Origin of the sequence: Terriglobus saanensis SP1PR4 (genome assembly GCF_000179915.2) — a bacterium.
GTDB classification, from domain to species: Bacteria; Acidobacteriota; Terriglobia; order Terriglobales; family Acidobacteriaceae; genus Terriglobus; species Terriglobus saanensis.
In genome coordinates this window covers 3,881,684-3,901,471 of sequence record NC_014963.1, presented here as the reverse complement: position 1 = coordinate 3,901,471, position 19,788 = coordinate 3,881,684, and the positions used below count along the sequence as shown (strand labels likewise).

Below are 19,788 nucleotides of genomic sequence, written 5' to 3'. Positions count from 1 at the left end.
ATGTCGCATTTTTCGGCTGTCCTTATCTTTGCCGCCTGCGCGTCCGTCGTCTTCGGCATTACGCAGCGGGCGGAACCGCGCATGATGATCCGCTTCGGTCTCTTCTGCTTCGGTCTCTTCGTTGCTGGAACGATGGCGGCAAGCTGGCTGATGTTTCTCATCAAGCACTAGAAGCGTTTGCACTTGATTACTTCATTTGCAGCGAAGTAATTGAATCGCGATTTAGACACCGGAAGTGAATTAGAGTACCCCGACTGTGGGTAAAATAAAGCCGATCTCCAAACCCCTGTCGAGCGAAATTGCACAGACAAGGGTAGATTTTCCAGTGGGGAGATCTGCGAGGAAAGCCCGTATGCGTGGTCTTCTGGTTCTCTCTCTGTTCGCAATTTCGGCATTAGGACAGGTATATAACCCAGTCGCCAAGGAAAGAGGGCCGGAATCGATTCTGGGTTTACCCGAGGGAGTTCGCCGGGATCTTGCTTTTAGAAAGTGTGTCGTTCCCAAATACGTCGGTGATGTTGGTACTAACGACCAAGCCTATACGAAGGGTCATTTCCGATCTGCTACTTCCGTTGGCTACGCTGTCGTTTGCTATATTGCTGCCCGCAAGATTCAAGACATCCTCGTTTATTCGAATACGGAGGGTGCATGGAGCGGGGAAGTTATCGATCAAGGGGCGTTCGATCCTTCACCCCACGCAGATAAATGTGAAGCCACGGTCGGTGTTGCAACATCGAAATACATTCTTGATCATGCACTGGCTTATGCACCGGATGAATTAAAGTCCCTCCCTCGACTTGACCACGATGGCGTTGAGGTTGGCATCTGCGAGAAGGCATCGATTATTCACTATTTCAGCAAGGGCAAATGGGTATTTCTTCAGGGAGCGGACTAAACTCCTGGTCTTTAGCGGTCCTTAACCCAGACCATCGCATCGAAGTCCGTTCGCTCTTCAAACCCAAATGACGTGTAAAGCCGCATTGCGGCGGCGTTGCGTTTGGTTACGGTCAGCGTAATGCTCTCAAATCCGCGAAGCGTCAGCTCGGTCAGAGCATGGCGCAGGAGAAACCGGCCCAGGCCTCTCCCCCGCAGGTGCGAGGCAATGGAGATCTGGGTCATATGGGCGACGCCCTCCTGCACCACGGAGCAGAGAAGCAGCCCCTGCATCCGCTGTGTGTGCTCGTCCCAGAGAACCCACGACGCCTCCGCATCGAAGACACCGCATCCTGGAAAGCGCACGATGTTGTGCAGAAACCGCAGTGCTCCATGGATCGACTCGTACTGATCATTGATGACCGAGTCACCATGTCCCGCGTAGGCGCGATAGACCAGTTCTCCCGCCTGCTGAAAGTGCGAGGTCGTCCAGCGAACCAATCGAATTCCCGGCGGTAGTTGCATGGGTGACTCGGAGCCTGTCGGTGGCAACGGATTTTCCTGCAGACTTCGCTGCATGAACAGTCTGCGGTATGCGGTGAAGCCTGCTTCGCGAAAGACCTCTCCGAGGCTTCCAGAGTCATGCAGAAGAAGCTGCGCTTCCACGCGCAGAATGCCGGGAGTGTTCTGCAGCGTTTCCAACTGGGGACGAAGAAGTGCGTTCTGGATCTCGGCGTGGCTGTATTCGGAAGACCCGGCAGGCCAGCAGAAGACGTCGCCTACAACTGCTTTCTGTCCTTCGTAGACCGCAAAGCAGTAGCCCAGGATTGTGCCGGTTGGCGCGTCAACGGCTACCAGACCGGGAAGAATCCGTGCGTCCAGGTACTGCATGAGCATCTTGATGGAGGGTGCGTAGTCCCATTGCAGACGTCGTGTCCACTCACGGGACTCCTCTTCCAGAAGGAGACGCATCTGGGAGCCGCTGAAGTTGCGGAGATCTCGGATTTCGAGGTTGGACCGGAGTGAGTTCAAAGCCGCCTTCATGAGACTAGCGCAGCTTGACCGCGGCAAACTGCCGTGGAAGCGCTATCTAACGTGCTGCATACACGCGATACACAGCCAGCCCCTGCCAGTCATAGAGAAAGAGCGGCTCATACAAGCGGTCGGGAAGTAGCTTCGGCAGGGCAGCGGTCTCATCGGCGCGGATTACGAGGATATGTTCCTGCTGCGGCACGCCGTCGATCACGGAGACCTTTTCTGTCGCCGAATCTTCGTGGAGATAGTGGCGGAGGGGAACATTGCGGTAGAACGCCAATCCATAGTCCATGTCGCGGCGCACATGATGGGTGACGAGGATGGGCACTCCGGGGGCGATCAGGGCAATCTTGTCGGCAAGAGGCCGGGCGGAGTAGTTGGCGTCCAGCAGCCAACCGTTTTCTCGCAAAAGAAAGATCATCAGAAAGAGCACGGGCGCCAGCGTGAGGATGCGCAGGCGCTTCAGGCCCCATCGTTTGACCAGGAAGATGATCATCACGGCGAAGGCGGTCGCGATCAGGGCCGCAATCAGGATGGTCGAAGCGGGCGGTACCATGCGCTGGTAGACCATGTACTGCGGGCAGAGCAGAAGGACAAAGGCAAAGATGCCCGCCGTGACGCCGTGGGAGATCAGCAGCCAGTTGCTGAGGCCAGTGCGACGGACGCGGTTGAGATAGTCGCCGGTCAGAATCGTGATCGGAGGGATCGAAGGCAGAATGTATCCCGGCAGCTTGGATCCGGAAAACGAGAAGAAAAGAATGGGGAAGAGCGCCCAGATCACCAGAAACTCCGGGAAGGCGTCTCCGGCGCGGGAGTGGCCGAGATAGCGGGCTGGGTTCTTGCGTGTCTTCCACTCGGCGATAGCTATTTCGATGGAGTCGACGAGGGCGCGGAGAGCAACGACCGTCCAGGGCATGAGCGCCAGCAAAAGCACGATCAGGTAAAAGAAGACTGGCTGATGGTGCTGGTAGCGGTTGGAAGCAAACCGCTGCAGGTTTTGTTCGAGCAGAAAGAGTTTGTAGAACGTTGGATTGCGGATCTGCACTGCAATGTACCAGGGCAGCACCATCACGAGAAAGAGCACCAGTCCTGGTATCCAGATCATCCGGCGGAGAACGCTCCACTCGCGCCGCAGGCCGGCGAAGATGACGATGATGGACATGCCGAGGAAGACGGCAACGGGGCCTTTCGCGAGCGTGGCCAGAGCGCCGAAGAAATAAAGATCGAAGAGCCAGAACTTCTTTCCCGTTTCGTACCAGGCGTACCAACCCAACATGCCGATCGCGAAGGGCGCAGCAAGCTGCATGTCTGTCGAGGCTCCACGGGCGAAGGCGATGATGGCCGTGGAGCTGGCGGTGATCAGCGCCGCATCCAGATGCCCGCCTGGACGGAACCTCCGCATATGAAGGTAGATCAGGATGATCATGGCGAACGCGCCGGTCGCCGAGGGCAGGCGGGCCACCCAGTCGTGCACGCCCAGCTCCTTAAAGAAGCTCATGGTGCGCCAGTAGTAGAGGGCGGGTTTTTCGAGCCAGGGATGGCCGTAGAGGATGGGGGTAATGCCGCCAGCGATGGAGCAGTGAAAGCTGGCATTGAGGTCCTTTGCGTGGAAGCTATGCGGCCACATCCGCGCGTGGAGATCGTGGCACTCTTTCGAGTGGACCTCCAACATCTCGCGGGCGATCTGGGCATAGCGCGGTTCGTCCGCGCCGACGAGACCCATCTCCGCTCGGCTGAACTCCATGTGCCCCAGACGGAGGGGCATCAGGCCAAAGAAGAGAAGGAAGGCCGTTGCGGCCAGGAGGATCAGCATCTCCCACATGCTGGTTGCGGCGGGCGTGTCCAGCCAGCGGCTCAGACGTTCCCGCAAGGGACGCTTTCCTGCGGGCTCGTTCTGGAGGTCTTCAGGCATCGTGGGCAAAGCAAGAGATCCACATAAAGCTAACAGACGGCGACGGTTGACTAGCGTTCCGACTTGTCCGCTGACTTCTTTCCGGGTTTGCGAATGAGGTTCTTCTCGGAGTAGGCGTCAGCCTTCGCGAGGACTTTTACGGTCGCCAGAATGGCTTCCTGTTCGGCAACTTTTGCCGCTGCGGCCTTGGCAGCGTCTTCTTTGGACTGGCGAGCCTTGCTCTTTCCGGTCCGCTTGGCGACGCGCGTAAGGATCTGGTCCATGCGCGCGCTCAGTCGCTCGGAGCGGTCGATATGAAAGGCGAGGTCGGGAAGATGCCGCACACCCATGCGCTCCAGCAGCTGGGAGCGAATGTAGCCCCGGGCGGCGACGAGGCCCTCCAGGGTAGCGTCTTCCTCTTCTTCTGTGCCGACGACGGCGACGTAGACGTGTCCGGACTTGCCTCCTGGCGCAAGTGCCACCTCGGTGACGGTCGTCGATCCGATCCGAGGGTCGTTGAGTTCGCCTTCGATGATGATGGCGATCTCTTCGCGAAGGGTTTCGGCGAGACGGTTACGGTGGTGTTCTCTGGCTCTGTGTTCGGGCATGTCTCATTTAAGGGTAACGCAATTGGGGATTCTGTGGGTTGGACAGGGTTGGTGCGCTTCAGTCCTCCTCTTTGTCATCCCGTAACGCCGGAGAGATCTGTTGTTATCGCGCGGAGCGCGATCGGATGCGCCTTCGGCGCATAGCAAAAGCGGAGAGATCTGTTGTTTCGGCTTTCGTCGGGGTCGCTCTTCGAGCGAAGGATGTGCTTTGCGCATACCCATGTCCCAAAGGCGGGACATGGGGCACCCGGACTTGGTTAGTCGAGAAGCTCTACGGTAGCGTCCAGGATCTCGGCTCCCAGGCCGACGCCGATGCGGGTGGCGGCGCGTTCGACTTCTTCGAGGAGGCCGAGGAGGTATTCGGTGGAGTGGGAGATAGCGGCGACACCGAGGACGGCCCGGTTATAGACGACGGCCTCGTCCATCTCTGCGATGGAGATGTTGAAGGCGTGACGAAGCTTATCTTTCAGCGAGCGCACGACCTGGCGGCGGTCCTTCAGAGAGTGGGCGCCTTCGATGTTGAGTTCGAGGGTGAGTCGGGCAGTTGGCATAGGAGGGTTTCGAGGGAGAAATGGAAGTCTGTATTGACAGTACCGTGCTTTCCCCGGAAGATGGGTTGCGAAAACAGAGTAACGCTTTGAAGGAGATCGAATGCGGACGTTAGCGGCAGTGCGCGTGGTGGCGGCGATGGTGCTGGGTGTGGCTATGGTGGGACAGGTACGTGCGGCTGAGATCCCGGAGTTTACGAACTGGCCGAAGGATATGAGTCCGCAGGAGGTGGGCAAGCGTGTCTCGGAGCACTTTGTTCCCCAGGAACACCAGTACACCGCGACCATCCACTACTCGGAGATCTGCACCTGGTATGGCGCAATGACGTTTGCCCAGTTGACCAAGGACACAGACCTGCGGGACCGGCTGATCAAGAAGTTCGAACCGCTGCAGGTAGGTGGAACCGAGGCGGCACGGATTCCGGTGCGACATCATGTGGACGATTCCATCTTTGGCGTGGCTCCGCTGGAGTTTGCCATCCAGACTGGTGATGCAAAGTGGCTGGCGCTGGGAAAGAGCTGGGCGGACCGGCAGTGGGAGAATCCGCAGCCCGACGGCCTGAGCGCGGAGACGCGTTACTGGATCGACGACATGTACATGCTGACAATTCTGCAACTTGAGGCCTATCGGGCGACGAAGGACCGGAAATATCTGGATCGCGCGGCGGTGGAGATGGTCTCGTACCTGGATAAGCTGCAACAGCCGAACGGGCTCTTCTATCACGCTCCGGATGTGAAGTACTTCTGGGGACGTGGAGACGGCTGGGTGGCTGCGGGCATGACCGAGATGCTGCGTTCGCTCCCCAACGATCATCCGCAGAGAGCACGCATCATGAAGAGCTACCAACTGATGATGTCGTCCCTGCTGAAGTACCAGAACAAGGACGGATCGTGGCGGCAGCTGATCGACCGCGAAGATTCCTGGCCGGAGAGTTCGTCCACGGGGATGTTCGCATTCGCGCTGATCTCGGGCGTGAAGAACGGTTGGCTTCCGGCGCAGGGAAACGCCGCGGCGGCTCGTCGCGCCTGGCTCTCGCTGGCCGGGTTTGTCGACCAGAACGCCGACGTAACTCAGGTCTGCGAGGGGACGGGCAAGCTGGACAGTCTGAGCTACTACTACGAGCGCAAGCGCCGGACCGGGGACTTCCATGGGCAGGCACCGGTGCTTTGGGCTGCTTCTGCGTTGCTGCGGTAGGACTCGGAAATAGGCGTGCCCCATGTCCCGCTTCTGGGACATGGGTTCTTAGCTAGAGGACTCGGCGCAGAAGGCTGCGGACGGTTTCGGTGACGACGCCGTAGACGACGTGAGTGGCGACCTCTGAACTTTTTTCGCGAGAGCTTTGTTCTGCAGGCGAAGCCGCGAGGCCCAGGGCCGGGAGCGCTCCCTCATGAGTGGCTGCGCAGAGCGCCATGCCGAAGGCGGCTCCGCCACGTTCGGTGGAGGCGGGATAGTACTCCGCCGCGACGCCGTAGACAGCGCCTGCGAGCGCACCGAAGCCCCAGTGGATGGTCTCGCCCGCCGCATTTCGCGTGGAAAGCGCCAGGTGATGTCCAGCCGCCTTCTCTGCAAGTACTTCCGGCGGCTCGGGTTCCCCGTGGACGCGGGGCGGGAAGATGGCCTCTGCTGCGGACTTGGCGGCGGTTCCGGCGAGGCCACCGATGAGTCCGCAGCAGAGGCCTTTCCAGAAATGGGGGATACGTGTCTCCGTAGTCATACGGAAGATGGACGCTCCCGGAGGTCGATGGGTGGCTTGGAATGAATCGTTTGGCTCGGTGGCGCATTTAGAATGAGGGGACTCTTCAAAGGACGACAACGATGGCAACCGAAACAATGACACGCGACACGGTAATTCTGGGCTCAGGATGCAGCGGGCTGACGGCGGCGATCTACACCGGACGCGCCAATCTGAAGCCCCTTGTGCTGGAAGGGCATGAGCCGGGCGGCCAGCTCTCCATCACGACACTGGTGGAAAACTTTCCCGGATGGCCCGAGGGCGTCCAGGGACCGGAGCTTGTGGAAAACATGCGCAAGCAGGCACAGAAATTCGGAGCGGAGATGGAGATGGGGCATCTCGTCTCGGTCGATCTGACGAAGCGTCCGATCGAACTGAACCTGGGCAACAAGACGATCAAGACGCGGACGCTGATTGTAGCGAGCGGAGCTTCGGCGCGCTGGTTGGGTCTGCCAAGTGAGCAGACCCTTATCGGCCATGGTGTTTCGAGCTGCGCGACCTGCGACGGCTTCTTCTTCAGCGGAAAGGACATCTGCGTCATCGGCGGCGGCGACTCCGCGATGGAAGAGGCGCTCTTCCTAACGCGTTTCGCCACAAAGGTTTACGTGATCCATCGCTCGGAGAGCTTCCGCGCCAGCAAGATCATGCTGGAGCGCGCGATGGCGCACGAAAAGATCGTGATGATGACCAACACCGTTGTCGAGGAAGTGCTGGGCGTTGAGGAGAAGGAAGTCCGCGGCATCGTGATTCGCAATGTAAAGAGCGGACAGACGAGCGAGATCCCTCTGGCTGGGTTCTTCCTGGGCATCGGACACATTCCGAACGCGAAGATGTTTGCCGGACAGATGGACCTGGACGAGGACGGCTACATCCTGAGCAAGGAGCAAGTCTTCTGCACGCATAACGGCGAGGTGATTCCTGGCGTCTTTGCAGCGGGCGATGTGCAGGACCGGAAGTATCGGCAGGCGATTACGGCTGCGGGTACGGGCTGCATGGCGGCGCTTGAGGTGGAAAAGTACCTGGAAGAGCACGGACGATAACTTCTCGCTGAGGGACTTTCGATGGCGGAGATTCATAACGGCCGGTTCGCGGCGCAGATCGAAGGCGACTTTGTCGTCTTCCTGATCGGGATGCGCGTGAACCGGCTTTTTGCGTTTTCAAAGTGGTTGCCGGTCACAAGGGCGATGCCGCGCATGTTGACCGAACTCTTCCAGCATCCGGAGCTTGGGCTGCTGCACGCGAGTAGCGCCCTCAGTGGCCGAACGATCGCGATGACCCAGTACTGGCGGAGCTTTGAGCATCTTCATGCCTACGCGCATGCGAAGGATAAGGCACATCTTCCGGCATGGGCGGAGTTCAATCGCCTGGTCGGAGGGAACGGAGCGGTGGGCATCTTTCACGAAACGTACATGGTGAAGGCGGGCGAGTACGAGGCGGTGTATGCCAATATGCCGCGCTATGGCTTGGCGAAGGCTGGCGAGATGGTGCCTGCGGTTGGACGGATGCAGAGCGCGAAGGCACGGCTGGGGCGGGATTAGTGCGGTTTGTTGTTTTTCTTTTACTGTTGAGCGGGGTGGCCTGGGGACAGGAGCATGCTCCGCGATGGGCGAAGGCGGCGCGGATCTTCGATCTGCAATGCGAGCATCATTGCGAGTCGGCCGAGGTGAGGTCGCCGGACGGACAATACTCTGTTGGATTTGATTACAGCTCGGGAGAGTCGGCTCGGATTGTCGTTTTGCACGGTGCAGAGTGGGTGGCGGATCTGGATCTGAGCGCCTGGCAGCAGGGGGAGATCCAGTGGTCGCCGGGGTCGCGTGCGTTCTCCATTATGGGAGACGAGGGAGAGCATCCGCCTGCGGTTCGGGTTTGGGTGTTGGCGAAGGCCGGGGTGCGGGAGGTGGATCTTCACCGGATGGCTGGTGTGGCTGCGGGGTGGAAGGATGCGCGGACGCTGGTGGTGGAGACTGATCCTGGTGCTGGTGTGGAGGTGGATGTTTTGCGTGAGAAGGTGCGGCGGGTTGCGGCGAAGGAGTTTGCTGAGCGGTGGCGTGACAGGTTGGGAATTCCCGTTCGACGGTAGGCCTTGCCGTCCGTAGAAACCCTTTGTCATCCCGTAGCGGAGCGAAGGGATTTGCTTCTTTTTTGCCGACTTCTTGAAAACCTGTCAAGCCCCTCCAAACAAATATTCCTCGCAAATGATTGAAAGCATGAGTAATACAGTCCATGTCAAACTGCCGATTTACCTACTCCGAATCGCTACAATTAAAACAAGAGAAAAGATCCACACTTGAAGCCGGGGTGCCCCATACATCGCGCTTTTTGCGATGTGTGGGTTATGCGCGAAGCGCATCGTTCGCTCCAAGAGCGATCAGGTGTTTACAGAGAAAAAAGCGGATCCTTCGCTTCGCTACGGGATGACAGAATAGAGGGCTTCCTGAAGCGTTGGAACCAATCAATAAGGAGAGAGACTGTCCGCATACTTTTTCAATGCAGGCGTGTGGGCATTAAGCTGTAACTATGTCGATTGCAGAGAACTTAAGTGAAATTCGCGCGGAGATAGCCGCAGCGTGTGAAAAAGCCGGACGGGATGCCAGCGAAGTGAAGTTGATGGCGGTGTCGAAGACGCATCCGCCGCAGATGCTCGCGGAGGCCTACCGCGCCGGGCAGACGCTCTTTGGCGAGAACAAGGTGCAGGAGTGGGAGCACAAGCGCGACCAACTGCACTCGCTCATAGGAGAAGAGGTCGCCAAGGTGGAGATGCACCTGATCGGCAACCTGCAGAGCAACAAGGCGAACAAGGCGGCGTGGGCGTTCTCTGGCATCGACGCTGTGGATTCAGTGAAGGTGGCGGCGAAGCTGAACTCGGTTTCGGCGCAGTCGGGGCTGGTGCTTCCGGTGTTGATCGAAGTGAAGCTCTCCGAGGAAGAGACAAAGCACGGTCTGCCTGAGTATGCGCTCTCCGGAGTGTTGCGCGAGATCCTGGAGTTTGATGGCATCGAAGTGCGCGGCTTCATGACGGTGCCTGCGTTTACCGAGGATGTTGAAGGCGCGCGGCCTTACTTCAAAAAGCTGCGCGAGATTCGCGATGCGATGCGTTCGGAGTTCCATGGCGATCTCGCGCTGCCGGAGTTGAGCATGGGCATGTCGCACGATTTTGCCGTGGCGATCGAAGAGGGATCGACGTGCGTGCGGATTGGGACGGGGATCTTTGGGTCTCGCGGTTAGCCTGGTGGTGCGCGAGGTCACGGGTGGGGTGACCTTTGCGGTGCGTGTGCAGCCAGGGGCGAAGCGTTCTGGGGTGGTTGGGATCTATGGCGAGGCGGTGAAGATCGCGCTGGTTGCGCCTGCGGTGGATGGCAAGGCGAACGAGGCGCTGGTGCGGTTTGTTGCTACTCTACTGGACGTACCGCGAATGAGCGTGGAGATCCTGAGTGGGGTGAGCTCGCGGTCGAAGGTGGTTAAGGTGTTGGGGGTTACTTCTTCGCAGGTGGTGGATGGAGTTTTGGGTGTGGAGTTAGGGTGAGGTGTTCTGGATGCGCTTTGCGCATAACCCACACATCGCAAAGAGCGCGATGTATGGGGCACCCGTTTTTTGTTCTACTTTGTCATCCCGTAGCGTAGCGAAGGGATCTGCTTTTTTCGCGTTCCTAACAAGTCTGGTTTGTGCGCTCTGCGCGATCCCACTCTTTCGCGATAAAGCTGCGAAAGAATGGGGCACGGGGCGAGGCTCGTATCGATAGCGCTACATGACACATACGTTTAATTTGTGCGATAGACTTTTCGGCATGCGAAGCTCTCGTTTTCTTGCCCTTGTTTTAGCGATGTCGTTTGTCCCTGCGCTCTTCTCGCAGGGTGCTCCTCCTTCACCCGCCGAAGCCGAAAAGTGGATGGCGGCCACTGAGGCCGATCTGCTGACGGCGGCGAATGAGGCACAACGTGCGGCCTGGGTACAGGAGACCTTCATCAACGACGACACCGAAGCCATTGCGGCCAAGGCGAATGAGCGCTTTGCGGCGCGCGCGAATCGTGCAGTGATTGAGGCTCGTCGCTTCGATGGGCTGAAGGGCTTGTCTACCGACATGCAGCGGAAGTTTATGTTGCTGAAGCTGAACGGCTCTCCCACGGATGAGAAGCTGCTGGCGGAGTTGACGCAAGTGAGTGCTTCTCTGGATGGGATGTATGGCAAGGGCAAGTACTGCGTTGGTGGAGACAAGACGAAGTGCCTTGGGATCGACCAGATCGATGTTGTGATGGCGAAGAGCCACGATGCGAAGGAGCTGGAAGATCTTTGGGTGGGTTGGCACAAGGTCAGCGTGCCCATGCGGCCGAAGTATGAGCGCTTGGTGGAGCTGTCGAATCAGGGTGCGAAGGAGTTCGGCTTCAAAGACACAGGCGATCTGTGGCGTGCCGGGTATGACATGAAGCCCGAAGAGTTTTCGGCGGAGTTGGATCGTGTGTGGGGTCAACTTCAGCCGTTCTATCAGGAACTGCATGCGTATGTGCGTGCGGGATTGATCAAGAAGTACGGTGCTGCGGCGGAACGGAAGGACGGCATGATTCCCGCGCATCTGCTGGGCAATATGTGGGCGCAGGAGTGGGGCAATGTCTATGACCTCGTAGCCCCCGCGGATGCCGTGAAGACGTATGACCTTGAGGCTGCTCTAAAGACGCGGATTGGGAATGTGCCACCGCTTGAAGCGGGGAAGCAGATGGCGAAGTTTGGCGAAGGGTTCTTTCACTCACTCGGATTTGCGGAGCTGCCGGATACGTTCTGGCAGAGGTCGCAGTTTACTCGTCCGGCAGATAGAGACGTTGTCTGTCATGCGAGTGCGTGGGACCTGGATAACGATCTCGATCTGCGGCTGAAGATGTGTATCCACGTGGACGATGTGGACTTTGTCACGGTGCATCACGAGCTCGGTCACAACATGTATCAGAGGGCGTACCGGAAGCAGCCATTCCTCTTTCGCAACGGAGCGAACGATGGGTTCCACGAAGCGATTGGGGATGCCGTGGCGTTGTCGATCACGCCGGAGTATCTGAAGACGCTGAAGCTCATCGAGACTGTTCCTCCGCCTGAGGCGGACATTCCTTTGCAGCTGAGAACCGCGCTGGATAAGATCGCGTTTTTGCCGTTTGGCCTTTTGATGGATAAGTGGAGATGGCAGGTCTTTAGCGGAGAGACGAAGCCTGGGGATTACAACAAGGCATGGTGGGAGCTGCGCGAGAAGTACCAGGGCGTTGCTCCTCCGATCGCACGTACGGAGGCAGACTTCGATCCTGGTGCGAAGTATCACATTCCGGGAAATGTGCCATATGCGCGTTACTTCCTGGCGCGTATCTATCAGTTCCAGTTTTACAAGGCGATGTGCGAGGCGAGCGGATACAAGGGGCCTCTCAACCGGTGCTCGTTCTATGGAAGCAAGGCGGCGGGCGACAGGCTGAATGCAATGCTTGAGAAGGGGCAGAGCCAGCCCTGGCAGAAGACGCTCAAGGAGATGACAGGCAGCGATCATCTCGATGCCGGTCCCATGCTTGAGTACTTTGCTCCGTTGACGAAATGGCTCAAAGAGCAGAACGCAAAGAACGGGACAAAGGTCGGTTGGACGGTGGAGAAATAAGTTGGTCTTAGATCTTCCGAGCCACTTAATAACCATCGAATGTATCTCGCCCGCGGGTAACTTACCCGCGGGCGAGATTGTTTAAGGTTTAGTGAATTTCAATTCCGCTCAGGAGCGAGGAGTTGACGACGGAAGCGAAGCTGATGACGTAGCTGCCGGAGTCGCTGGCAGGAAGGGTGAACTCTTCCACGATGGCCTTATTGATTCCACCGGACGCCGCAAAGATATCGAAGTTAGTCAACGCAGTATTGCCGTTGATCGTTACGTTGAAGGTGCGGGCACCCGCTACTTTGAAGTAAGTCTCGGCAAAGTGCAGCCGGATCGTGTGAGTCGATCCGTGGTTGAAGCCGGGAATCGTGTAAGTGAAGTTTCCTGTGTGTGCGCTCTGATAGACCGCCATGGGTGCAGGGTTGGGGACTGCGGTCAGGTCAATGGTATTGGTGTGATTTTGTTTGCCTCCACCTGCAAAGTCAATATCTGCAACGAAGGGATCCACTTCCGGGCCGCCAGCATTGATCTGCACGTTTCCGACTGCAGGGCACTCATTTGTTGCAACGGTGACCTGGTTCGAAGTCGACGAGGTGCCATTGGGATCGGCGGCCGCAACGGCATAGTAGTAGGTCGTGTCGCAAACCGGATTGGTATCGCTGTATTGCGGCGTGATGAGTTGGCTGGCGATCAGGCTTGAACCGGAGGGCGTGAATGCAGGTGTTGTGCTGCGATAGACGTTATATGTAACGCTGCCGCAGTTCATGGGGGCGGTACTTGCATTCCAGTTAAGGTTGATCTGGGTGGTAGAGGCTGCCTGGGCACTCAGACCGCTGATGGCAGTCGGCAGGCCCTCGCAGGGGACAGCACCGTTGTACGGTGTGACCGTCATGGAGTCGACTCGTGAGACGCTTTGGGCGGCGATGTTCGTCATCTGGACTGTATTTTTTCCGGCTACAAGAGGAACCACGATGGTCTGGTCCTGATAGACCTCAAAGCTTCCGGTCTCCGGGAAATGCATATCATTTGTGATGAGAACTCCATTCACGGTGATTCCTTCTGGCCTGTCCTTCACGCCAGGATAGAGACCCTCCTCAAAGGCGTAGCGGAAATCCAGAGTGTAAGCGCCAGCGACGGGAACGACCACGTTGAAGAAGGTTGCTGTGCCTTCATCGGCGTAGGCCATGTCTACCACGATATGTTTCGGGTTGATTGAACCTGTGGACGCAATCGTGGAAGGGAACCAGGACTTCAACTGTTCAAAACAATCAAATCCTCCGAGCAGAGCATCGGGAAAGTAATACCTCAGTCCACCACCGTCTACCGGCACACCAGCGACTAGGCCATTGCCTTTCGAGGTCGGTTGCGGTGTCGGACATGCTCCAGAATCTTGAGCCAGCATGGTGCCTGCTCCTAACGAAAGCATCAGCAATAAGGCGAGTAATGCGTTTTTCATTTCACTTTCCTTTCAAATCTTTCCAGTTGAAGAGAATGGTTTGCGCGGCAACATTCGCGCACAAGAGAATGTTGGCTCCAGAAACATTCCTTTCTGCCACACATCCCAACGAAAAATCACCCGAGGTCTGTTGCTTAGTGGGAAGAACACCGAAGCAGGTCTCTTATTCCAGTGACCGCGCTGCGCTTACTGCTTCAGTACTGATATGGGAATTTGCAACATACAGCATCTGGGAAGGGAAGTTACTGTACACAGCCTCGCGCGGTCTACGAATATGTTCGTTCGAAGACAGCCTGTTCGCAGGAGAAGTATATGAAGAGAAGATTATTTTTTGACAGGAGAGATCGCAGATTCCCGTTTGCGGAAATTTAGTGTTCTGAAATATGAAGAGAGAATCTTTGTGCGGAAGGGTGAGCGCGGGAGTGCGCTCACCCTTGGTCTCTATGCGGGGATAGTACGGTCTTTTTTCAGCTCATCAAAAAGGTCGAAGAAAGATTGTGGAGTTGGCTGCAGAGCGGTGAAGCCGAGCAGTCGGCTCTTCGTCATGTCGTTGACGCATTCGAGCTGGCGTCCGAGATCGCCATCGGTGTGCCACCAGGAGACGAGCTTGTCAATGTTGTCTTCGGCGAGGTTGTGTTTTGCGGCGATGGCCTTCCATAGACCCGCAGCCTTCTCCATGCGGTCATCGAGCGGTGCAATAGCTTCCGGAGGCCCCTGCGGTTCGATGCCAAAGTAGGCGGCGATCTGGGGCCAGAGCCAGCGCCAGCGGAAGGTGTCTCCGTTCACGATGTTGAAGGCTTCGTTGTGGGCCGCCGGTGTGAGTGCGGCCCACTCCAGATGCTGCGCGAGGATGCGTGCGTCGGTGACGTCGGTGATGGCGTTCCATTGCAGATGCGAACCGGGGAAGATGAAGGGCTCGCCCGTCTTGCGGCAGAGCGTAGCGTAGACGGCGAGCGTTGTGCCCATGTTCATCGCATTGCCACGGGCGTATCCGATGACGGTGTGCGGACGATGGACGTTCCATGTCGCGTTGCGCTTCGCTGCTTCTTCAACGACGATGTCTTCCTGCGTGTAGTAGAAGTTCAAACCGGGCAGGCGGGGCGTGTCTTCCCGGAAGGGAGTTTCGGCAGAGGTCTGGCCGTAGCTTTCGAAGGGGCCAAGATACTGTTTGGTTCCTGTGACGAGAGCGATGTGCTGCAATTCGATGTTGGCCGGAAGCGCCCAGAAGAGGTTGCGCAGCATGTCTCCGTTGACGCGGACGTTCTCCGCTTCGTTGGCCTGACGCGACCAGACATTGAGAAAGATGTCAGTGATCTTCTGGTCCTTGAGAGCCGCGCGGACGGAGTCAGGATTTTGAAGGTCCGCGGCGATGGGTGTCACTCCAGCAGACGCCTGCGGCTTGCGGGCGAGGCCAAGGACTTGCCACTGATTGCGCGCGAGATGAGAGGTCAGGGAGAGTCCCGTGATGCCGGTTGCGCCGACGACGAGTGCTGTACGCGCGGAGTTCGATTGCGAAGTCATACAGGTTGGATGACTGGTGAGGCAATAAGGCGCGCCGTATCTCCCTCCTGAAGCACGACAATCTGGTCCTCGATGCCTGCTTTCCTTGCGGCGGCCAGGAGACGCAGGGGCGGTTCTTCCATCGGTTCTTGACCAAGAGGGAACGTGCCGAAGTGCATGGGGATGAAGGTGGCGGCGGACCCGAGGTCCTGGAAGGCCTGCAGGGCTTCTTCCGGGCTGGTGTGGACGGCACGGTAACTGTCCGGGGAGTAAGCGCCGATGGGGAGCAGGGCCGTCTGAGGGTGGAGGCGACGGCCGATCTCGCGGAAGCCGGAGAAGTAGGCAGTGTCGCCGGAGTGGTAGATCGACTGGGTGGCCGTGGCGAGGACGTATCCGCCGAAGTGGCGGTGAGTGTCGGAGAACATCCGGGCTCCCCAGTGTTTGCAGGGGGTCATGGTGACGGTGACTTCACTCTCTTCGACAACCGTATCCTGCCACCATTCGAGTTCGGTGATCTTGCGGAAGCCGAGTTTGGCGACGAGGTCGGAGACGTTGCGAGGGACGATGGCCTCGGGCGGGTGGCCGGTCAGGCGCTTGGTCCGGCGGATGATCTTGCGCAGGGACGGCAGGTTGAGATGGTCCATGTGCGCGTGGGTGAGAAGCACTGCGTCGATGGGCGGAAGGTCCTGGATGCGGAGGCCTGGGTGACGCTGACGGCGCAGGAGAATCAGGTATCGGGAGAAGACCGGATCGATGAGGACGTTCTTTCCTCCGATCTGCAGGAGGAAGGAGGAATGGCCGATGAAGGTGGCGCCGACTTCTTCTGCGGAGACGAGGCGCGGCTTTTGTTGGGTTCCCGCGATGGGCTGGCGATGAGATTCGCGGACGACGTTCCAGAGCTGGAGGAGTTTGTTGACGATGGGAGGATGTTGACGGGGCATGGTTGAAGATTGGATGAAATGGCGGTAGCCGTGGATTCCTGCGCTTGCATCTCATGGCCTGAGGTGCGTCGTGTTTGAACAGTCCTGTCCGCCAGCGGAACGGAGCGTCTGGGAATATGTGTCGCACAGCCCACTTGAGGGGATGTGGGACCTGTGCGGCGTTCCCGTCAAAGTGGTGGCGAAGCGCACGTGGACCGCAGTGATTGAGGACAATCTCTTTGGACGGGCTTCGCAACTGGCCTATTACTTCTTCTTTGCATTGTTTCCTACACTGATTGCAATGTCGTCTGTGATGGGGTTGGCGGCTAAGAGTGCTACCCATATCTATGTCCAGTTGCTGGACAAAATCGCTTCGCTGGTCCCTCCGGCCGCGTTTGGTATTGTGATGGACACCTTCCACCAGACGACGCAGGCGAGTTCCACCCGGAAGGTGACGCTGGGGCTTTTGACGGCGTTGTGGTCTGCGAGTGTGGGCGTGAGCGCCATCCAGGACACGCTGAACGCGGTCTACAAGGTGAAGGAGACGCGGAGCTACTGGCGGGCACGTGGCGAGGCGATGGTCCTGACGATCGCGGTTTCCCTGGTGTTGACGGCCGCTTTAGGTGCGCTTCTGGGCGGATCGATCGGCGCGGAACTGGTCCGCTACAAGTTTTCCGGAGCGATTGCGGTCTCCATTGCCACACGGACGGTAGCGTGGATTGTGGCGACGCTGCTGATGGTGCTGATCTTCGCACTGCTCTACTTCTTTTCGCCGGACGTGCAAAAACGGAAGTGGCACTGGTTCAGTCCGGGGAGTGCGATTGGGCTTCTGGGGTGGGTGCTGGGGTCGTTGGGGCTGCGTCTGTATCTGCACTGGTTCGATAGCTACTCGGTGACGTATGGGTCGCTGGGGGCGGTGATCATTCTGTTGACGTGGTTTTATGTTGCGGGGTTGATGTTGCTGCTGGGGGCCGAGGTGAACTCGGAGATCGAGGCGGCTGTGGCGGAGAAGCTTATTTTGGATAAGCAGATCGCTGAGGGAACTGTGGTGGCGCTGCCGCAGTAAAAGTGTCAGGCATCTTTCCACCGTAACTTTTTTGTCATCCCGTGCGAAGCGAAGGGATCTGCTTTTTTCGCTCTTGGCGAAGGATGCGCTTTGCGCATAACCCATGTCCCAAAGGCGGGACATGGGGCACCCGGTTGTGGGCTTCCTAATACATCAGGTTTGTGCGCTCCGCGCGACCCACCCTTTCTCGATAAAGCCGAGAAAGAAGGGGGCACGACGTCGGAGGCTATAGAACTTTGTCGAGGGTGATTGGGAGTGAGCGGATGCGTTTGCCTGTGGCGTTGTAGACGGCGTTGGCGATGGCCGCGGCGACTCCGGTGATGCCGATCTCACCAATGCCTTTTGCTCCAAGATCTGAGCCTCGCGAGTCGTCTTCTTCGATCATCTGAATTGTGATCTCGGGGATGTCCGCGTTGGTGGGAACGTGGGCTTCTCCGAGATTGGCATTGACCCATGCGCCGTGAGTCAGATCGAGCGAAGTCTGTTCCATCAGGGCGTGACCGAGACCCATGACCATGCCGCCTAAAAATTGAGAGCGAGCTGTGCGTGGGTTCAGGATGCGACCTGCAGCAAAGGCCCCTGCCATATGGGTGACACGGATCTTACCCGTATGGTGATTCACTGCGACGCGGACGAACTGTGCACCGAAGGCTGCGCGACCATATTTGGAGCGACCGAAGGTGCGACCGGCGATGCCTTTGACGGAGAGTGGACGCTCTTGCGTTTGGGTCATCTTCTTACGGAGTTTCTTTGCGGCGTCGAGGATGGCTGTGCCGACGGAGAGCGATGTCGATGAGCCGCCCGCCATGAAGGCCATGGGTAGAGTGGTATCGCCCACTTCGACGCGGACCTGCGTAAGTGGCAAACCAAGGGCCTCGGCAGCGATGACGCCGAGGGTGGTGATGGTGCCCTGGCCGATCTCCTGAGCCGAGGCCTGCACCAGAACGGTGCCATCTGCATTGAGAGTGAGTCGCGCCGTGGAAGGGAAGTGATTGGTCGGATAAACCGCAGTCGCCATACCGTAGCCGATGGCCTCTTCGCCTTCGCGTGTCTCCACGTTGCGCTTGTGCCAACCGATGGCCGATGCGCCCGCGATGTAGCACTCGCGGAGTTTCTTGGAAGACCATTCCTTACCTGTGTCCGGATCTTTTTCGGCGTAGTTGATGAGCCGCAACTCGATGGGATCGATGGCGAGTTTGTCGGCGAGTTCGTCGAGTGCGCTTTCGAGCGCAAACTGCGCGGGCGTGATGCCAGGGGCGCGCATCCATCCCGTGGCGTTCACGTTGAGGCGGACGCTCTGATGGTCGATGAGGGTGTTGGGAACGTTGTAGAGATGCGAGGTCATCTCGCCGATGGGTTCAATGAAGGTGCCGGTCTCAGCGTTCTGCAGAATGCCTTCCTGCATGAGCGTGGAGATACGACCGGTGCTGTCCGCGCCGAGCCGGATGCGCTGGCAGGCCCCGCCGCGATACGGCATCATGCTGAAGGTCTGCGGGCGTGTGAGAACGAGTTTGACGGGATGCCCCGTATATTTGGCCGCCATGGCCGCGAGCGCGAGATGCGAGTTGTTACCCTTGGAACCGAAGCCGCCGCCGATGAGCGGAGCGGCCACGCGTACCTTCGATGACATCTCCGCGCCGAGCCCGATCTGTAGACCGAGACGGAGCATGCCGTCGCGCATGCCAAGGTCGAAGGCTTCGCCCAGAAAGATGGCGTCTCCGTAGACAAACTGAGTGGAGCAGATGCAGGTGAGTTCGATGGATTCTGTTTTAGAAGGCGCGTGCCAGTGGGCGAGCGTTGCGCCGGGTTCCATCGCGTTATGGTGCGTGGGGTCGGTGGTGTAGATGTGGTCGATCTGTACTTCAGATTTGTTGAACTCGTGTTGGGGATGGCCTCGTTCTTTGTGACCAGCTTCGCCCGAGCCTACTTTTTTTTCGGGCTGGGCTTTGTGCAGATTCGCCTCGAAGTCGACGTGCGCCGGAGACTCGGCATACGTCGCATAGATGAGGGTGATGGCGTGATTTGCGGCTTCGGAGTTCTCTGCTATGACGAGCGCGATGGGCTGGCCGTGATAGTGGATTGTGTCGTTCTGCAGCGGAAGATATTTGGCTAGTTCGGACTGCATGAGGCTGCGCGCTTTTTTGAGACGTGGTGCGTTTTTGTGTGTGAGGATCGCGTGCACGCCCACGATCTGCTCTGCTGCTTCGGTGTGGAGGGCGAGGATGCGGCCAGCGGGAATCGTGCTCTGCACCGCTGCCGCGTAGAGGACCTTCTTCGGCGTCTCGCCGGGATGGAGATAGGCGGACAGGGTTTCGTCGGCGAAGTCTCCCGTGTAGCGCGCCGCGCCGGTGACCTTAGCCCGGCCTTCCAGGCGAACGGGTGCTCCGGTGAGCTTGGGATTGTCTGGCATTTTCGGTTGGATGCGGGTTGTTGGGGATGTGATGGAAATAGTGGGGTGTTTCTTGGATTCGGATGGTTTGAAAAGCAGATCCCTGACAAATCCGTTTGTGCGCTCCGCGCGACCCCACCCTTTCGCAAAGTACGCGAAA

Annotated in this window: 19 protein-coding genes; 10 read left to right on the top strand and 9 right to left on the bottom strand. The window is 58.3% G+C overall.

The window, feature by feature from the left end; translation table 11 throughout:
• Both ACIPR4_RS22810 and ACIPR4_RS15850 read left to right on the top strand, forming a co-directional pair.
• Complete coding sequence (locus tag ACIPR4_RS22810) at positions 1-171, top strand: hypothetical protein (protein WP_013569674.1); 171 nt, start codon at positions 1-3, stop codon at positions 169-171.
• Positions 172-352: 181 nt separating this feature from the next.
• Positions 353-895, top strand: coding sequence for a hypothetical protein (locus tag ACIPR4_RS15850; protein ID WP_013569673.1), 543 nt, complete (start codon positions 353-355; stop codon positions 893-895).
• 11 nt (positions 896-906) lie between these two features.
• Here ACIPR4_RS15850 and ACIPR4_RS15845 read toward each other — a convergent pair whose 3' ends face one another.
• From ACIPR4_RS15845 to ACIPR4_RS15830, 4 genes are all read right to left on the bottom strand, one after another.
• Positions 907-1,905: a GNAT family N-acetyltransferase gene (locus ACIPR4_RS15845; RefSeq protein WP_245536362.1), complete on the bottom strand. Its 999-nt coding sequence runs from the start codon at positions 1,903-1,905 to the stop codon at positions 907-909.
• A 58-nt stretch (positions 1,906-1,963) separates the two neighbouring features.
• On the bottom strand, positions 1,964-3,820 hold the full coding sequence (locus ACIPR4_RS15840) for an ArnT family glycosyltransferase (protein ID WP_013569671.1): 1,857 nt from the start codon (positions 3,818-3,820) through the stop codon (positions 1,964-1,966).
• 50 nt (positions 3,821-3,870) lie between these two features.
• Positions 3,871-4,407: a 30S ribosome-binding factor RbfA gene (gene rbfA, locus ACIPR4_RS15835; protein WP_013569670.1), complete on the bottom strand. Its 537-nt coding sequence runs from the start codon at positions 4,405-4,407 to the stop codon at positions 3,871-3,873.
• Positions 4,408-4,664: 257 nt separating this feature from the next.
• Entirely contained in the window at positions 4,665-4,958 is a 294-nt protein-coding gene (locus tag ACIPR4_RS15830) for a DUF503 domain-containing protein (RefSeq protein ID WP_013569669.1), read from the bottom strand.
• A gap of 100 nt (positions 4,959-5,058) precedes the next feature.
• Between ACIPR4_RS15830 and ACIPR4_RS15825 the strand changes: the two genes are divergently transcribed.
• The gene (locus ACIPR4_RS15825; RefSeq protein WP_013569668.1) at positions 5,059-6,150 is read left to right on the top strand and encodes a glycoside hydrolase family 88/105 protein; all 1,092 of its coding nucleotides are present in this window, start codon (positions 5,059-5,061) and stop codon (positions 6,148-6,150) included.
• A 52-nt stretch (positions 6,151-6,202) separates the two neighbouring features.
• Here the strand turns inward: ACIPR4_RS15825 and ACIPR4_RS15820 are convergent, their stop codons facing one another.
• A complete protein-coding gene (locus ACIPR4_RS15820) occupies positions 6,203-6,670 on the bottom strand; it encodes a DUF1440 domain-containing protein (RefSeq protein WP_013569667.1) in 468 nt (155 codons plus the stop codon).
• Positions 6,671-6,771: 101 nt separating this feature from the next.
• Between ACIPR4_RS15820 and trxB the strand changes: the two genes are divergently transcribed.
• The 6 genes from trxB (at position 6,772) to ACIPR4_RS15790 (ending at position 12,309) form a co-directional block, all read left to right on the top strand.
• On the top strand, positions 6,772-7,728 hold the full coding sequence (gene trxB, locus ACIPR4_RS15815; RefSeq protein WP_013569666.1) for a thioredoxin-disulfide reductase: 957 nt from the start codon (positions 6,772-6,774) through the stop codon (positions 7,726-7,728).
• A gap of 21 nt (positions 7,729-7,749) precedes the next feature.
• On the top strand, positions 7,750-8,226 hold the full coding sequence (locus tag ACIPR4_RS15810; protein ID WP_013569665.1) for a DUF4188 domain-containing protein: 477 nt from the start codon (positions 7,750-7,752) through the stop codon (positions 8,224-8,226).
• Positions 8,226-8,768, top strand: coding sequence for a hypothetical protein (locus tag ACIPR4_RS15805; protein WP_013569664.1), 543 nt, complete (start codon positions 8,226-8,228; stop codon positions 8,766-8,768). Before ACIPR4_RS15810 ends, ACIPR4_RS15805 begins: the two co-directional genes overlap by 1 nt.
• Positions 8,769-9,205: 437 nt before the next feature.
• On the top strand, positions 9,206-9,913 hold the full coding sequence (locus ACIPR4_RS15800; protein ID WP_013569663.1) for a YggS family pyridoxal phosphate-dependent enzyme: 708 nt from the start codon (positions 9,206-9,208) through the stop codon (positions 9,911-9,913).
• On the top strand, positions 9,897-10,211 hold the full coding sequence (locus ACIPR4_RS15795) for a DUF167 domain-containing protein (protein ID WP_013569662.1): 315 nt from the start codon (positions 9,897-9,899) through the stop codon (positions 10,209-10,211). Before ACIPR4_RS15800 ends, ACIPR4_RS15795 begins: the two co-directional genes overlap by 17 nt.
• A 262-nt stretch (positions 10,212-10,473) precedes the next feature.
• Positions 10,474-12,309 carry a M2 family metallopeptidase gene (locus ACIPR4_RS15790; protein ID WP_041586138.1) on the top strand — a complete coding sequence of 612 codons (1,836 nt, stop codon included), beginning with the start codon at positions 10,474-10,476 and terminating at the stop codon, positions 12,307-12,309.
• A gap of 88 nt (positions 12,310-12,397) precedes the next feature.
• Here the strand turns inward: ACIPR4_RS15790 and ACIPR4_RS15785 are convergent, their stop codons facing one another.
• The 3 genes from ACIPR4_RS15785 to ACIPR4_RS15775 all read right to left on the bottom strand — a co-directional run bounded on the left by ACIPR4_RS15785 (position 12,398) and on the right by ACIPR4_RS15775 (position 16,194).
• On the bottom strand, positions 12,398-13,753 hold the full coding sequence (locus ACIPR4_RS15785; protein ID WP_013569660.1) for a malectin domain-containing carbohydrate-binding protein: 1,356 nt from the start codon (positions 13,751-13,753) through the stop codon (positions 12,398-12,400).
• Between the two features lie 441 nt (positions 13,754-14,194).
• Positions 14,195-15,274, bottom strand: a complete 1,080-nt coding sequence (locus tag ACIPR4_RS15780; RefSeq protein ID WP_013569659.1) for an SDR family oxidoreductase — start codon at positions 15,272-15,274, stop codon at positions 14,195-14,197.
• Positions 15,271-16,194 (bottom strand): MBL fold metallo-hydrolase, encoded by a 924-nt coding sequence (locus ACIPR4_RS15775; RefSeq protein ID WP_013569658.1) that lies wholly within the window; start codon positions 16,192-16,194, stop codon positions 15,271-15,273. Before ACIPR4_RS15775 ends, ACIPR4_RS15780 begins: the two co-directional genes overlap by 4 nt.
• A gap of 70 nt (positions 16,195-16,264) precedes the next feature.
• On the opposite strand from ACIPR4_RS15775, the gene ACIPR4_RS15770 reads away from it, so the two are divergent.
• Entirely contained in the window at positions 16,265-17,239 is a 975-nt protein-coding gene (locus ACIPR4_RS15770) for a YihY/virulence factor BrkB family protein (protein WP_013569657.1), read from the top strand.
• Between the two features lie 226 nt (positions 17,240-17,465).
• Here ACIPR4_RS15770 and ACIPR4_RS15765 read toward each other — a convergent pair whose 3' ends face one another.
• Positions 17,466-19,649: a xanthine dehydrogenase family protein molybdopterin-binding subunit gene (locus ACIPR4_RS15765; protein ID WP_013569656.1), complete on the bottom strand. Its 2,184-nt coding sequence runs from the start codon at positions 19,647-19,649 to the stop codon at positions 17,466-17,468.
• Positions 19,650-19,788 lie beyond the last annotated feature (139 nt).